The organism is Nocardia sp. NPDC127526 (assembly GCF_042672265.1).
In the GTDB taxonomy this organism is placed as follows: domain Bacteria; phylum Actinomycetota; class Actinomycetes; order Mycobacteriales; family Mycobacteriaceae; genus Nocardia.
Map to the genome: position 1 here is coordinate 85683 of NZ_JBHXVO010000011.1, position 15569 is coordinate 101251.

11 protein-coding genes are annotated in these 15569 nt (G+C 68.8%); 6 read left to right on the forward strand and 5 right to left on the reverse strand.

The window, feature by feature from the left end:
- Positions 1 to 91 precede the first annotated feature (91 nt).
- Both ACFVIV_RS20115 and ACFVIV_RS20120 read right to left on the reverse strand, forming a co-directional pair.
- Positions 92 to 2650 (reverse strand): polynucleotide kinase-phosphatase, encoded by a 2559-nt coding sequence (locus ACFVIV_RS20115; protein WP_379198369.1) that lies wholly within the window; start codon positions 2648 to 2650, stop codon positions 92 to 94.
- Positions 2650 to 4293 (reverse strand): 3' terminal RNA ribose 2'-O-methyltransferase Hen1, encoded by a 1644-nt coding sequence (locus ACFVIV_RS20120; RefSeq protein ID WP_379198371.1) that lies wholly within the window; start codon positions 4291 to 4293, stop codon positions 2650 to 2652. Before ACFVIV_RS20120 ends, ACFVIV_RS20115 begins: the two co-directional genes overlap by 1 nt.
- A 128-nt stretch (positions 4294 to 4421) precedes the next feature.
- Between ACFVIV_RS20120 and ACFVIV_RS20125 the strand changes: the two genes are divergently transcribed.
- From ACFVIV_RS20125 to clpX, 5 genes are all read left to right on the forward strand, one after another.
- Positions 4422 to 4961 (forward strand): FKBP-type peptidyl-prolyl cis-trans isomerase, encoded by a 540-nt coding sequence (locus ACFVIV_RS20125; protein WP_379198373.1) that lies wholly within the window; start codon positions 4422 to 4424, stop codon positions 4959 to 4961.
- A 187-nt stretch (positions 4962 to 5148) separates the two neighbouring features.
- On the forward strand, positions 5149 to 6543 hold the full coding sequence (tig, locus tag ACFVIV_RS20130; RefSeq protein WP_379198375.1) for a trigger factor: 1395 nt from the start codon (positions 5149 to 5151) through the stop codon (positions 6541 to 6543).
- Between the two features lie 150 nt (positions 6544 to 6693).
- Complete coding sequence (locus ACFVIV_RS20135; protein WP_067538893.1) at positions 6694 to 7278, forward strand: ATP-dependent Clp protease proteolytic subunit; 585 nt, start codon at positions 6694 to 6696, stop codon at positions 7276 to 7278.
- A 43-nt stretch (positions 7279 to 7321) separates the two neighbouring features.
- Positions 7322 to 7996: an ATP-dependent Clp protease proteolytic subunit gene (locus ACFVIV_RS20140; protein ID WP_379198527.1), complete on the forward strand. Its 675-nt coding sequence runs from the start codon at positions 7322 to 7324 to the stop codon at positions 7994 to 7996.
- Between the two features lie 269 nt (positions 7997 to 8265).
- Complete coding sequence (gene clpX / locus ACFVIV_RS20145) at positions 8266 to 9549, forward strand: ATP-dependent Clp protease ATP-binding subunit ClpX (protein ID WP_067539833.1); 1284 nt, start codon at positions 8266 to 8268, stop codon at positions 9547 to 9549.
- Positions 9550 to 9607: 58 nt separating this feature from the next.
- Here the strand turns inward: clpX and ACFVIV_RS20150 are convergent, their stop codons facing one another.
- Entirely contained in the window at positions 9608 to 12637 is a 3030-nt protein-coding gene (locus ACFVIV_RS20150) for a LuxR C-terminal-related transcriptional regulator (protein WP_379198378.1), read from the reverse strand.
- Positions 12638 to 12688: 51 nt separating this feature from the next.
- Positions 12689 to 13261, reverse strand: a complete 573-nt coding sequence (locus ACFVIV_RS20155; protein WP_379198380.1) for an NADPH-dependent FMN reductase — start codon at positions 13259 to 13261, stop codon at positions 12689 to 12691.
- A gap of 179 nt (positions 13262 to 13440) precedes the next feature.
- Between ACFVIV_RS20155 and ACFVIV_RS20160 the strand changes: the two genes are divergently transcribed.
- On the forward strand, positions 13441 to 14910 hold the full coding sequence (locus ACFVIV_RS20160) for a DHA2 family efflux MFS transporter permease subunit (protein WP_379198382.1): 1470 nt from the start codon (positions 13441 to 13443) through the stop codon (positions 14908 to 14910).
- 83 nt (positions 14911 to 14993) lie between these two features.
- On the opposite strand, the gene ACFVIV_RS20165 is transcribed toward ACFVIV_RS20160, so the two are convergent.
- Positions 14994 to 15566, reverse strand: a complete 573-nt coding sequence (locus tag ACFVIV_RS20165; protein WP_379198384.1) for a carboxymuconolactone decarboxylase family protein — start codon at positions 15564 to 15566, stop codon at positions 14994 to 14996.
- Positions 15567 to 15569 lie beyond the last annotated feature (3 nt).

Here is a 15569-nt window from a genome sequence, read left to right on the forward strand (position 1 = left end):
AATGACGGGTGGCGGGTCTACGGGTCACAGGTGACAGGCGCCTGTCTGTGGGTGATGGGCGGCGGGTTCGGGGGCGGCGTGCGGGACTGCCTCAGAGGCGTGGGTCGACCGGTTCGGTTTCCAGGGCCAGGACGGCGAATACGGCTTCGTGGACGCGCCAGAGGGGCTCGTTGTCGACGAAGCGGTCCAGGGCTTCCAGGCCGAGGGCGTATTCGCGGAGGGCCAGGGAGCGTTTGGCGCCCAGACCGCGCTGGCGGAGGCGGTGCAGGTTGGCCGGGCGTAGGTATTCCGGGCCGTAGATGATCCGGAGGTATTCCGGGCCACGGCATTTCACGCCGGGCTGGACCGGCCGGCCGCTGCGGGTGGCGGTGCCCGCGACCAGGGAGGCGAGCGGTTTGACGACCATGCCTTCGCCGCCGGCGGAGGTCAGTTCGGTCCACCAGGCGGTGGCCGCGGCTTCGCTGTCGGGATCGGTCAGATCGACCAGCAGGCGGCCGGTGGGGGTGAACAGGTCCGGGTCGGCGGTGACCAGGCGGTCGATGCGTTCCAGGTGCCAGTTGTGTTCGCGGACAGCGTAGTTCGCGCCCTGGGCGGCCAGGATCTGGAACGGGGCCAGGCGGATGCCGTCGAGGCCCTCGGTGGGCCAGCAGTAGCGGCCGTAGGCGGTGGTGAAGGCCGCGGCGTCGGTGCGGCGGGCCGCGGTGTGCTCGGCGAGGTCTGCCACGTCCAGTCCGCGATCGGCCGCGGCGGCCAGGACCCCGGCGGCGGCGTCGAGGGAGGCTCGGGCGGCCGCGCCGACGGCGGCGTACTGGGTGCGGAGCAGGCCCATGGCCTTGGCCGACCAGGGCATGAGTTCGGTGTCGAGCAGTAGCCAGTCGGTGCCGAGTTCCTCGAACAGACCGGCCTGCTCGGCGGCGGCGCGGACACGGGACAGCAGGGTCTCGGTCTGCGCGGCGTCGTCGAAGAAGGGGCGGCCGGTGCGGGTGTAGACGGCGCCGGTGCTGCCGTGCTCGATGCCGAAGCGGCTGCGAGCGGCCTCGGCCGAGCGGGCCACGGCCACGACCGCGCGCGAGCCCATGTGCTTCTCCTCGCACACCACGGTCCGCACGCCCTCGGCGCGGTAGTACTCGAAGGCTTGCGCCGGATGCTCGAGGTAGCCGTCCAAGGCCGAGGTGGCGCACGGCGACATGGTGGGCGGCAGGTAGACCAGCCAGCGCGGGTCGGTGGCGAAGCGGCTCATCACCTCGAGCGCGGCGGCGGCCGAATCCTCTTGGACGCCCACGCGACCCAGGTGGCGAGTCTCCACCACGCGCCGGCCGATGACATCGTCGAGATCCAGCACGCCCGGATCACGCTGCGGGGTGGGCGACTGCAGCGGGCGGGCCGGTTCGTACCAGACCTGTTCGGCCGGAACGGAAACCGGTTCCTTCTCCGGATAGCGCAGGGCGGTGAGCTTGCCGCCGAACACCACACCCGTGTCCAGGCACAGCGTGTTGTTCACCCACGCCAGCTCGGCCATGGGCGTGTGCCCGTAGAGCACCAGGGCGCGGCCACGGTAGTCGTCGGCCCAGGGATAGCGGACCGGCAGCCCGTATTCGTCGGTCTCCCCGGTGGTTTCGCCGTACATGGCGAAGGACCGCACCCGGCCCGAGGCGCGGCCGTGGTACTCCTCCTTCAGCCCCGCGTGCGCGACCACGAGCTTGCCGCCGTCGAGCACGTAGTGACTGACCAGGCCGCGCATGAACTCGTGCGCCGCCTTGCGGAAGTCGCCGTCCTCGGCCTCCAACTGGGCGAGGGATTCGGCCAGGCCGTGCGCGACCTTCACCTTGCGGCCGTCCAGGGCGCGCACCAGCTTGAACTCGTGATTCCCGGTGACGCACAGGGCGTTTCCGGACGCCACCATGCCCATGACCAGGCGCAGCACACCCGGGGTGTCGGGACCGCGGTCCACCAGATCGCCGACGAATACGGCGGTCCGGCCCTCCGGATGCCGCGCGTCCACCGGCCGCCCGGAACCGTCGCGGGCCAGCTCGTACCCGAGCTCGCCCAGCAGGGTCTCCAGCTCGGACCGGCAGCCGTGCACATCGCCGATCACATCGAAGGGCCCGGTGAGCTCGCGCTTGTCGTTCCAGAGCCGCTCGTTCACGATGGTCGCCGCGTCGATCTCCTCGACCCCGCGCAGCACGTGCACCTTCCGGAAGCCCTCGCGCTCCAGGTATTTCAGGCTGCGCCGCAGCTCCCGTTGCTGCCGTGGGATCACGTGCGGGCCGAGATCCGCGCGATCGGGCCGATTCGCATTGCGCTGGACGCACACCTGGTCCGGCACATCCAGCACGATCGCCACCGGCAGCACGTCATGATCGCGAGCCAGCTCGATCAGCGCCTGCCGCGCCTTCGGCTGCACATTGGTGGCGTCCACGACCGTGCGCAGCCCACGCCGCAACCGCACTCCCGCAATGTGATGCAGCAGCGCGAACGCCTCCGGAGTCGCGGCCTGATCGTTCTCGTCATCGCTCACGATCCCCCGGCAGGCATCCGAGGACACAATGGCCGTCGACCGGAAATGCTTGCGCGCGAACGTGGACTTCCCCGACCCGGTACTGCCGACCAGCACCACCAGCGACAATTCCGGAACCAGCAATTCGGCCATCACGCCACCCCCTTCTCCGCGCCGCTCACCGATTTGGTGAACACGGCCATCTGCGTGGACGCCCCGAGCTCGGCATGCACCGGCCCGACCGGCTCGATGCGCACCGCGTACCCGTACTGCTCGCAGACCCCTTCCGCCCATCGCGCGAATTCCGCACGGCTCCACTCGAACCGGTGATCCGCATGCCGGAACGCCCCGGCCGCCATGCCCTCGTAGAGCGAGTTGTACTCCCCGTTCGGCGTCGTCACGATCACCGCCCCCGGCGCGGCCGCCCCGAACACCGCATGCCCGAGCGCCTGCAGCCGAGGCTCGTCCACATGCTCGATCACCTCCATGAGCACCGCCGCGTCATACCCCCGCAGCGACGCATCGGTATACGTCAGCGCCCCCTGCCGCACGGTCACCCGCCGCGCCTGCCACTCCGGCAACCGCCGCAGCCGCCGCTTGGCGATATGCAGCGACCGCATCGACACATCGACCCCCACGATCTCGGCAAAACTCCGCTCCGCCACCAACTCCCGCAGCAAGGCCCCCTCACCACACCCGAGATCGAGCACCCGGCTCGCCCCGACCTCCCGCAGCGCCTGCACGACAGCCGCCCGCCGCAGCACAGCCAGCGAAGGCATGCGCACACCAGCCCGATCGGCCACGAACCCGGTCTCGACGGGACTCGCCGCTCCCGCGGCTCCAGCGCCGCACGCCACAGCAGGCGACTCGTTTCCGGAGGTATCAGGGGCGCTGGGCGGAGCGACCGAGGCCCCTGCCTTGGAAGTTGCGGTGAGCCGTTCGGCCGTCGCGGGCGGTCCATCCGGTGCGTCGCCGAGCGCTTCGGGCGTGTCGTCGATGTCCTCCGGCAGGGTCTCTATGATCCCCAGTTCTTCCGGCTCGGCGTCATCGAGTTCCGCCAGCCGTGTCAGCGCGGCCTGCACCAGTGAATGGCGGCGGGCCAGGTAGCGGCGGGCGATCCAGGCGCGCTCCGGGTGGCCGACGAGCCAGCCTTCGCCGAAGCGGAGCAGCTTGTCGATCTCGGCGGAGTCGAGGAAGTAGTGCTTACTGCCGTCGAGGACGGGGAGCAGGACGTAGAGGTGGGAGAGGGCCTCGGACAGGCGCTGTACGCCGGTGAGTTCCAGTCGGACGTAATGGGATTCACCCCAGTCCGGGAAGGCCGGATCCAAGGGCAGGGGAGTGGCGGTGACCGTCCAGCCGAGTGGTTCGAAGATCTTCACCACTTGGTCGGGGCCGCCTTTGCAGGGCACCGCGGGCAGCGCGAGGTGCAGCGGCAGCGCGGTTTCCGCGAGCTCCGGACGGGCCTTGCAGCGGCCGTGCAGGGCGGTGCCGAAGACGGTGGAGATGGCCACCGACAGCAGCGACGACGCCGCGTAGGGGCGGTCGTTCACGTACTGGCCGAGGCTGAATTCCGGTGCGCTCTTGGACTTTCCGCGCACCAGGCGGACCGGGTCGATGTCCAGCAGCAGCGCCGCCGTGCACCGCTCGTCCCCGGCCTCGGGATACAGCACCCGCGCGGTGCCGTAGGACTGCTCGAATCCCTGTATCCGCGCGGGGTTCTTGTGCAGCAGAAACCCCAGATCGGAGGCCACCCACGCGGCCCCCTGCGGACGGGTGCAGGTGATCGTCAACAGCATCAGCTCAGATTCATCGCATCGGCCCAGCACCGCAACCCAATTCCCAACCTCGCACCCCGACACGTGTAGGTTCGGCGCGGTGCCGCACCCTGCGGCAGTCCGGGACTCGGTGAGGAGCGGGAATGCGCTTGGCAGGCACAATCGGCACGATCGCGGCGGCGGCGCTGGTACTGGCGGGCTGCGGCGGCGGTGACGACTCGGCGTCGGACGCCACCACCTCGGCCAAGGCCACCACCTCGGCCGCCGCCCAGAGCAAGGGCCGCGAGTGCACCGCCGAGGACATCAAGGTCGACGGCGGCTTCGGCGAGAACCCGAAGATCACCATTCCGGACGACTGCGATCCGCCCGAGCAGCTCATCGTCAAGGACCTGGTCGCGGGCTCCGGCCCGGGCGCGGTGGCCGGCCAGCAGCTGACCATGAACTACAGCCTGGTCACCTGGTCGGACAAGAAGAAGCTGGACAGCTCCTTCGACCGCGGCAAGCCCTTCCCCCTCGCGCTCGGCGCGGGCCAGGTCATCCAGGGCTGGGATCAGGGCCTGATCGGCGTGCAGCAGGGCACGCGCCGGCTGCTGATCGTGCCGCCGGATCTCGGCTACGGCGCGGGCGGCAATGGCATCAAGCCGAACGAGACGCTGGTCTTCGTCACCGACGCCGTCAAGGTCGGTTAGCTGGAAACCCGGACCCTCCCGCCGGATCCATAAGCGCTGTACCAGGGCGGCTGAGCAGTGCGTCAGCCGCCGCGCTGCCCTGGGCCCTGACCGGTTACCGGTGTCCGCGACCCGTCAACTAACCTGGTCGGGATGCGTTAGGGGGGAACTAGCCGTCAACCATGAACTACGAACAAGGAGCATGTCCGTGAAGAGCACCGTCGAGCAGCTGAGCCCGACCCGGGTCCGGATTAACGTCGAGGTGCCCTTCGAGGAGCTGAAGCCGGACTTCGACAAGGCCTACAAGGCCCTGGCGCAGCAGGTCCGCATTCCGGGCTTCCGCCCGGGCAAGGCCCCGGCCAAGCTCCTCGAGGCCCGCCTGGGTCGCGGCGCCGTGCTGGAGCAGGTCGTCAACGACGTGCTGCCCAAGCGCTACAGCGAGGCCGTCATCGCCACCGAGGTGAAGGTCCTCGGCCAGCCGGAGATCGAGATCACCAAGATCGAGGACGGCCAGGAGCTGGCCTTCACCGCCGAGGTCGACATCCGCCCCGACGTGACCCTGCCCGCCTTCGGCGACATCAAGGTCACCGTCGACCCGATCGAGATCACCGATGCCGACATCGAGGAGCAGCTGACCTCGCTGCGTCAGCGCTTCGGCACCCTGACCTCGGTCGAGCGCGCCATCGAGAACGGCGACTTCGTCTCCATCGACCTGTCGGCCACCGTCGACGGCGTCGAGGTCGAAGAGGCCTCCACCACCGGCCTGTCGCACGAGGTCGGCTCCGGCCAGCTCATCGAGGGCCTGGACGAGACCCTGATCGGCCTGAAGGCGGAGGAGTCCAAGGACTTCACCTCCACCCTGGTCGCCGGCGAGCACGCGGGCAAGGAAGCCGTCATCACCGTGACCGTGCAGTCGGTCAAGGAGCGCGAGCTGCCCGAGGCCGATGACGAGTTCGCCCAGCTGGCAAGCGAATTCGACACCATCGACGAGCTGAAGACCGACCTGAAGTCGCGCGTCGAGCGCGTCAAGAAGGTCGAGCAGGCCGGTCAGATCCGCGACAAGGTGCTCGAGGCGCTGCTCGAGACCGTCGAGATCCCGCTGCCGGAGAAGGTCGTGCAGGCCGAGGTCGACGCCGTCAAGCACGACGCCGTCCACGGTTTCGACCACGACGAGGCCAAGCTGGCCGAGGCCCTCGAGGCCCAGGGCTCCTCGCTGGAGGAGTTCAACAAGGACACCCAGGAGTCGGCCGAGAAGTCGGTCAAGACCCAGCTGCTGCTCGACGCCGTCGCCGAGCAGGAGAACACCCAGGTCGGCCAGGACGAGCTGTACGAGCGGATCATCTTCCAGGCGCAGCGCTACGGCATGTCGCCCGATCAGTTCATCCAGCAGATCCAGCAGGCCGGTCAGCTGGGCGCCGTCTTCGCCGACGTCCGCCGCGGCAAGGCCCTCGCCGGTGTCGTGGTCCAGGCCGCCGTCACCGACACCGCCGGCAATGCGGTGGACACCGCGGAAATGTTCGGCAACCCGGCCGCGGAGGCCGAAGAGGTCTCCGCCGAGGAGCTCGCCGAGGTCGCTGACACCGCTGAGGCCGACGCCAAGTAAGTTTTGCGCTATGAGCGAAGCAGGGCGGTACCGGGAGTTCGGTGCCGCCCTGCTTCGTTAGGGTTTGTGTCAGCGAATCAGTAGGGGCTTGTTAACCGAGCCGTTGAGAGAGGGCAGGTATCCGTGACAATCAATCAGGCAGGGGTGCGCATGGCATCCGAGACTGCTGGTCTGAACCTCGGTGATTCGGTCTACGAGCGCCTGTTGCGCAATCGGATCATCTTCCTGGGCAGCCAGGTCGACGACGACATCGCCAACAAGCTGTGCGCGCAGATCCTGCTGCTGACGGCCGAGGATCCGACCAAGGACATCGCGCTCTACATCAACTCCCCGGGCGGTTCGGTGACCGCGGGCATGGCCATCTACGACACCATGCAGTTCGCCGAGTGCGATATCGCGACCTACGGCATGGGCCTGGCCGCCTCCATGGGCCAGTTCCTGCTCGCCGCCGGCACCAAGGGCAAGCGCTACGCCCTGCCGCACTCGCGGATCATGATGCATCAGCCGTCCGCCGGCATCGGCGGCTCCGCGGCCGATATCGCCATCCAGGCCGAGCAGTTCGCCTACACCAAGCGTGAGCTGAACGAACTCCAGGCGCTGCACACCGGTCAGTCCGTGGAGCAGGTCACCCAGGACGCCGACCGCGACCGCTGGTTCACGCCGACGGAAGCGCTCGAGTACGGGTTCATCGACCACGTGATCACGCACGCGCGCCAGGCCAACGGCGCCAACTGATCACGCCCATCCACGAGACTTTTTGGAGACGCACATGTCGAACATGATCGACCCGCGGTCCGCGGGCATCACCTTCGCCGCCGCCGGGTCGGCCGCCCAGATGCCGCAATCGCGCTACATCCTGCCCTCCTTCGTCGAGCATTCGAGCTTCGGCGTCAAGGAGTCCAACCCGTACAACAAGCTGTTCGAGGAGCGCATCATCTTCCTCGGCGCGCAGGTGGACGACACCTCCGCGAACGACATCATGGCGCAGCTGCTGGTGCTGGAATCCCTTGATCCGGATCGCGACATCACCATGTACATCAACTCGCCCGGTGGCTCGTTCACCGCGCTGATGGCCATCTACGACACCATGCAGTACGTGCGCGCCGATGTCGCGACCGTCTGCCTGGGTCAGGCCGCCTCGGCCGCCGCCGTGCTGCTGGCCGCCGGTGCGCCCGGCAAGCGCGCCGCGCTGCCGAACGCCCGGGTGCTGATCCACCAGCCGTCCACCTCGGGCGGCATCCAGGGGCAGGTCTCCGATCTGGAAATCCAGGCCGCGGAGATCGAGCGCATGCGCCGTCTCATGGAGACCACGCTGGCTCGCCACACCGGTAAAGATGCGGACACGATCCGCAAGGACACCGATCGCGACAAGATCCTCACCGCCGCCGAGGCCGCGGAGTACGGGATCATCGACACGGTGTTCGAGTACCGCAAGCTCAGCGCCCAGAAGTGAGGGCTACGGGTGGCGGGGCGGGTGCGTCCTCGCCACCCGGGCAGGGGTGAGTCCACGCACATGTCCGGTGAGAAACGTGCCCAAGTTGTCGACCTCGGTCGCGGGAAGCGGGTACGGTCACTCTAGGGACCTTTGCTCGTGGTTGTCGGCTCTGCCCGCCGCATCGCCGGATCCGCTTCAGGGGGTCACGGCTTACGCTCGAAGAAGGCACTTCGCCGACAACCGGGGACAGACGGTTGCACGCGGACAAGGAAGTAGGGACCCAGGAGATGGCGCGCATCGGTGATGGCGGCGATCTGCTCAAGTGCTCGTTCTGCGGAAAGAGCCAGAAGCAGGTCAAGAAGCTCATTGCGGGACCGGGGGTGTACATCTGCGACGAGTGCATCGATCTGTGCAACGAGATCATCGAGGAGGAACTCGCCGAATCGAGCGAGGTCAAACTCGACGAGTTGCCCAAGCCCGCGGAAATCCGCGATTTCCTCGAGCAGTACGTGATCGGGCAGGACGCCGCGAAACGCACGCTCGCCGTGGCTGTGTACAACCACTACAAGCGAATTCAGGCGGGCGACAAGGGCCGCGATTCCCGTGGCGAAGCCGTCGAGTTGATGAAGTCCAACATCCTCATGCTCGGCCCCACCGGATGCGGTAAGACCTATCTGGCGCAGACGCTGGCCAAGATGCTCAACGTCCCGTTCGCCATCGCCGACGCCACCGCCCTGACCGAGGCCGGCTATGTCGGCGAGGATGTCGAGAACATCCTGCTGAAGCTGATCCAGGCCGCCGATTACGACGTCAAGCGCGCCGAGACCGGCATCATCTACATCGATGAGGTCGACAAGATCGCCCGCAAGTCGGAGAACCCGTCCATCACCAGGGACGTCTCCGGTGAGGGCGTGCAGCAGGCGCTGCTGAAGATCCTGGAAGGCACCCAGGCCTCGGTGCCGCCGCAGGGCGGCCGCAAGCATCCGCACCAGGAATTCATTCAGATCGACACCACCAACGTGCTCTTCATCGTGGCGGGCGCCTTCGCCGGCCTGGAGAAGATCGTGCAGGATCGAGTCGGCAAGCGCGGCATCGGTTTCGGCGCGGAGGTGCGCTCCAAGGTGGAGATCGACACCGCCGACCATTTCGCCGACGTCATGCCCGAGGATCTGATCAAGTTCGGCCTGATCCCCGAGTTCATCGGCCGCCTGCCCATCGTCGCCTCGGTCACCAACCTGGACAAGGAGTCCCTGGTCCGCATTCTGGCCGAGCCGAAGAACGCCCTCGTCAAGCAGTACGTGCGCCTGTTCGAAATGGACGGCGTGGACCTGGAGTTCACCCAGGACGCCCTGGAAGCCGTTGCCGACCAGGCCATCCTGCGCGGCACCGGAGCCCGCGGCCTGCGCGCCATCATGGAGGAGGTGCTCCTCCCGGTCATGTACGACATCCCCAGCCGCGATGACGTGGCCAAGGTCGTCGTCACCGAGGACACGGTCAATAACAACGTGCTCCCGACCATCGTGCCGCGCAAGCGTCAGTCCGGCCCGGAGCGCCGCGAGAAGTCGGCGTAACCACCAGCCTTTACGAGAACGGCCCCGCGAGAAATCGCGGGGCCGTTCTCGTTTCACATCAGAAGTCCCGGAAGATCGCCGCGAGTTCACGGCGGGAGGTGATGCCGAGCTTCGGATACGCATTGGACAGGTGATAGCCGACAGTGCGCGGGCTCAGGAACAGCTGCGCGCCGATGTCCTTGTTGGACAAGCCGGTTGCGGCCAGCTGGGCGGTTTGCAGTTCCTGCGGGGTGAGGCGGCCGAGGACATCGACCGTGGGCGCGGTGGCGCGGGTCTCGCCGGTGGCGCGCAGCTCGCCCTCGGCGCGTTCGGCCCATGGGAGCGCACCCAGGCGGCGCAGGGTTTCCGCCGCGGCGCGCAGATGGGTGCGGGCCTCGGCGCGCCGCTGATGACGGCGCAGCCATTCGCCGTAGAGGAGTTCGGTGCGGGCGCGGTCGAAGGCGAACTCGGACTGGGCGTGGTGTAGTCGCAGGGCGGCGGTGAAATGCGTTTCGGCAGTATCGTTGTCGGCCAGCAGTGCCAGGCAGCGCTGCGCGATGGCCTGCGCCCACGGCTGGCCGACATGATCGGTCCAGATCCGATACCAGTCGAAGACGGCACGCGTCTCCGCGAGACGATCGGTGCGATGCGCGGCCTCGACCAGATCCGGAATGCTCGCGATCGCACCGTGCCGATTGGCTCCGGACAGGACGGTCAGCAGCCGGTCCACAGCGGCGTCGGGTCTGCCGATGCCGAGATCGAGCAGGCTCAGCGCCGCGATGGCGTGCACATTGGCCGGGGCGATATAGCGTTCCAGGGGTTCGGCCGTGAATTCCGCGCACTGCCGTTCGTCGCCGCGGATCGCGGCAAGCAATGCGAGAGTGGTGGATTGGTAGATGAGACTGGCCCGGTGCCCGCTCTCGGCGGCCAGCCCCAACCCCTCGGTGGCGGCGGCGCTCGCGGCGGTGAGCCGGCCGAGCACGAGTTCGGTGCGCGCCTGCAACTGGAGCGCCCGGGTGAGCACACCCACCGCCCCGCGCCGCCGGCAGTCATCGGCGAGCGCGGCCGAAAGATCCCGGGCGGCCGGGATATCCGCAATGAGCAGATGCCAATGCGCGGCCGTCGCCCGCTCCCGCAGCTGATCGTCCGCGATGCCGGACATGAGAAATCGCAGCGCCGTAATCGATTGCCCGGCATCCACGTCCGCCCCCGGATTGAGCCCGCCCATGAGGTCCGCCAGCGCCCGCACCCGATCGGCCCCGGGCAGCCCCGAACTCTCGGCCCGGGCCGCGGTATGCGCCACGGCCGCCAGATCCCCCGCACTCCAGGCCGCCTCGGCCGCCCGGAACAACAGACTGCCCGCCAACTCCGGATCCTGTGCGGCCACGAAAGCAGCGGCGGTGCCGAGCGATTGCTGCGCCGCCTGCGGCCGGTCCTGCGCCAGCGCGATCTCGGCCTGCAACTCCGACAGCCCCGCCAGCGCCACCGGCGTCGTGGTCAGCGGCAGCGCCCGCTCCACGAATTCCGTTGCGGCATCCAGATCCCCGCCCTCGGCCGCTGCCCGCGCGGCAGCGTACAGCCGCCGTCCCCGCGCCACCGGATCCGGGCTGAGATCGGCCGCCCGCCGATAGGCCGCGGTCACCTCGACCAGCCCGCCCCGCCCCAGCGCCCGCCGCGCGGCCTCGTCCAGCGCCGCGGCCACCGCCTCATCCGGCGCCTCCGCCGCAGCAGCGAGATGCCATGCCCGCCGATCGGCATGCGCGACCGCATCGAGCATCCCGGCCAGCACCCGATGCGCCTCCCGCCGCCGAGCAGCCGTCGCCCCGTCATAGGCAGCGGCCCGAACGAGCGGATGGCTGAACACGATCCGCCCATCCTCCACCCGAATCAACCCGGCCTGTTCGGCCCGCGCCAAGTCCGCCCGAGCCGCCTCACGCTGTGCCGCGCCCCCTACCTCCACGCCGACGATTTCGGTCCCCACCCGGCCGGCCTCAACAGGTGTGGCGATTTCGGTGCCCGGCTGGTCGGCCTTCACATGTGTGGCGTTCTCGGCGTCTATCCGGAGCGTAGAGCCGACCTCTGGATCCGGGTGGTTCACATCGAGATGGCCGGGGCCATCCGCAGCGGTTCGAGGAGCGGTTTCGGCTACTGCGTGGCGGTCGCTGAGGTGGGTGGCTGCCCGATTTGTGTGATGCGTATTCGTGTGCGCGGGTGCGTCCGGATCTGTGTGACGCGCGGTGTGTGCGGTGAGGTGTGCTGCGGCGGAGAGGATGACTGCGGGGTCGGAGGTGTCGTCGGTGGCGGCGATGAGCAGGAAATCCTGGGTGGTGGCGGGGAGGGCGAGGATGCGGTCGGTGAAGGCGCGTTGGATGCGGTGCGGGGTGGGGGTTTTCGCGCTGAAGGGGGAGGTGTACATGCGGTCGGCGCGGCGGAGGGTGGGGAGGACCTGGAGGGCGAGGGGGTTGCCGTTCGCTTCGCGTAGTAGCCAGGTCGCGGTGGCGGCGGGGAGGGGGCCGTGGGCCGCGTTGAGCAGGGTCGCTGCCGCTGTTTCGGCCAAGCGGGCCAAAGGCAGTGTGGCGCCGGGGAGTTCGTGGAGTTCCGGTAGGTGGTCGTCGCGGACGGCGAAGAGCAGGGCGATCGGTTCGGCGTCCAGGCGGCGGGCTGCGAAGAGCAGGGTGTCCAGGGTGGCGCGGTCGAGCCATTGGGCATCGTCGATCAGGCAGAGGACGGGAGTTCGATCGGATAGGTGGGCCAGCAGAGTCAGGGTGGCTGCGCCTACCAGGAACCGGTTGGGGTGCTCGGCTTCTCCGGAGTCGAGGGCGGCTCGCAGGGCGGTGGCTTGGGCGTCGGGGAGCGCGGTGAGGTCGGTGCGGGCTCGGCCGAGGAGCAGGTGCAGGCCGGCGAAGGCGAGGTCGCGTTCGGCCTCGGTGCCGCTGACTCGGAGGAGGCGGTGGCCGGATGCGGCGGCCAGCCGGGCGGCGTGGTCGAGGAGGACGGATTTGCCGATGCCCGCCTCGCCTCGGAGCACCAGCGTGGCGGCGTGGCCGGCGGCGGACCGGGTCAGCAACTCTTCGACGACGGCGGTCTCGTCGGCACGACCGAATAGCACGGTTAGCGACTCTAATGAGGTCGGCGGGCGGCTCGGCGGGGGCGGGGGGAGTCAGTGGGTGTACGGGCGGGCGGCGCGGCCGTTGCGCAGGGTGTAAGCCCACCACAGGAGCTGGTCCAGCATGGTTTTCGCGGCGATGGCGCTGTCGGGGTCGAGGGCATTGCCGTCGTTGTCGAAGCGGTCCCACGCCACATGGAAGCTGACGGTGTCGCGGACGGTGACGGCGTGCAGTTCGGCGAAGACCTGGCGGAGGTGCTCGACCGCGCGCAGGCCGCCGGCCATACCGCCGTAGGAGACGAAGCCGATGGGCTTGAGGCGCCATTCCTCGTAATGCCAGTCGATGAGCGTCTTCAGCGAGGCCGGGTAGCTGTGGTTGTACTCGGGGGTGACCACGACGACCGCGTCGGCGGCGCCCAGGCGTTCGCGCAGGGGGTGGAAGGCGGGGTCCGGGTGGGCGCTGAGCACGGCGGGCAATGGATGATCGGCCACGTCGATGACGTCGAGCTGGAATCCGGCGTGCTCGGTGGCGCGGGCGGTGAACCAGTTCGCGACGGTGGGGCCGAAGCGGCCGTCGCGGGTGCTGGCGACAATGACGGCCAGGCGCAGCGGGGTGGTGGTGGACATTGGGATCTCCCATCGGGGCGGTGTATCGGTATGCCGGAAACGCTAGGGAGACGGGTATTCCGGTCGCCTCTGTCGGATGACCGGGTTCGGCCGCGGCAATGACCGGGTCCGCCGGATCCGGTCGAACCAGGTCATTCGACAGAGGCGGTACCGGGCGGCCGGTTCATAACGTCATCGGCATGACAACGATCTCCGCTCCGGCCCCGGAGGTGACGACCACCGGCCGTCCCGCACCCTCCGTCAATGCCATTGCGGCCGTGGTGATCGCGGCCGGCATCATGTCGGTTCTCGACACCACCGTCGTGAATGTGGCCCTGAACCAGCTGGCCGCCAGTTTCCACGTGCCGCTGTCCACCATCGCCTGGGTGTCGACCGCCTACCTGCTGGCCCTGGCCACCGTCATCCCGCTCACCGCCTGGGCCATGGGCCGATTCGGCGCCAAGCGGACCTTCCTCACCGCGATCATCCTGTTCACGCTGGGCTCGCTGCTGGCCGGACTGGCCTGGAATGCCCCGTCGCTCATCGCCTTCCGCGTGCTGCAGGGCCTGGGCGGCGGACTGCTGATGCCCGTCGGCATGAGCATGGTGATGCGCGCCGCCGACCCGAAGCACATGGGCCGCACCACCGCCCTGCTCGGCATCCCGGTGCTCGTCGGGCCGCTGGCCGGACCCATTCTGGGTGGCTGGCTGGTCGACAATGCCGGGTGGCGCTGGGCCTTCTTCATCAATCTGCCGATCGCCGCGGTCGCCCTGATCGGCGCGGTGCGGGTGCTGGCCGATGAGCAGCCGCAGCCCGGCCGCCGCCTGGACCTGCCCGGTCTGCTCATGCTGTCCCCGGGCCTGGCCCTGCTCATCTACGGTGTCGCCACCGGCGGTGAACACGCCGACTTCACCCGGCCGTCCATCCTGGCGCCCACGCTCGCGGGCCTGGCACTGGTGATCGCCTTCGTGCTGCGCGCACTGCGCATCCAGAATCCGCTGCTCGATCTGAACCTGTTCCGCCACCGCGCATTCCGCTCGGCCGCCGCCACCCTGACCTTGTTCAACGGCGCGTACTTCGGCTCCATGCTGCTGGGCCCGCTGTACTGGCAGCTGGTGCGCGACACCACCGCCACCGAGGCCGGTCTGCTCGGCATTCCGCAGGTGCTGGCCACCGGTATCACCATGCAGGTCGCGGGCCGGCTGATCGACAGGATCCCGCCCGGTCGGATCGTGCTCGGCGGAATCTCACTGGCGGCCTTCGGTTTCGGCCTGATCACCACGCAGATCCATGCCGACAGCCCCTACTGGGCGGTCTCCCTGGCCGGTGCGGTCATGGGTGTGGGCGTCGGCGCGACCATCATGCCGACCATGACCACCGCGGCGCGGACGCTGCCCAAGGATGAGATGCCCGCCGCCAACACCACCCTCAGCATCATCTCGCAGGTCGCCAGCTCCGTGGGCATCGCCGCCATCTCGGTCCTGCTGACCACCGCCATGGCGCGCGAAGTCCCCGGCGCCACACTGGATTCGGTGGCCCGGACCGTCGAGCGCGCGGCCATTGCCGAACCCCTCGCGGACGCCTTCCGCGGCACCTACGGCTGGGCCGTGCTGGTGCTGGCCCTGGCGATCGTCCCCGCCCTGCTGCTGCCCCGCAAGGCCCTCAGCTGAGCCGCCTTCCCCCGGACATCCGGGCGCACGGTCCAACGGCCCCGCGAAATATCGCGGGGCCGTTGGCATTCGGTCGCCCTCCGCTATTCCGCCCAGGGCACCCGGCAGGAGTCCTGACTGAACCCCTGATCGGTAATGCCGAGCGCGTGATAACTGCGAGCGCGCGAATTCTCCAGCGCGATGTGATAGGTCAACTCCATGACGCCTTCGGTCCCGAACCGCTTCTTCAGATCGGTGACCTGCTCGTCGGTGACCGTAGGCGGAGTCGCGGTCATGGCTTCGGCGTACGCGATCGCGGCGCGCTCGTCCTCGCTGTAGTGGTCCGAGGATTGATAGTCGTCGATATGCCGCAGCCGATCGAGATCCAGATCGGACAAGCGCATGAGCATCGAACCGAAGTCCACACACCACGAGCAGCCGACAGTGCGGGCCACGTAGTACACGGCGATCTCGCGGATGGGAACCGCCAGCTTGGTCGACCCACGCTCGACGAGCGTCTCGTGCACCCCGGCGGCACGCATGAGCTTCGGATGATTCGCCAGCACGGCGAACGGCTCCGGCACCTCCCCGAACCGGCGCTTGCTGTACCAGTACGTCATTCGCGTCAGCAGTCCGGCCTGCTTCGGCGTGACGGCGGGAATACGGGTGACGCCCATGGC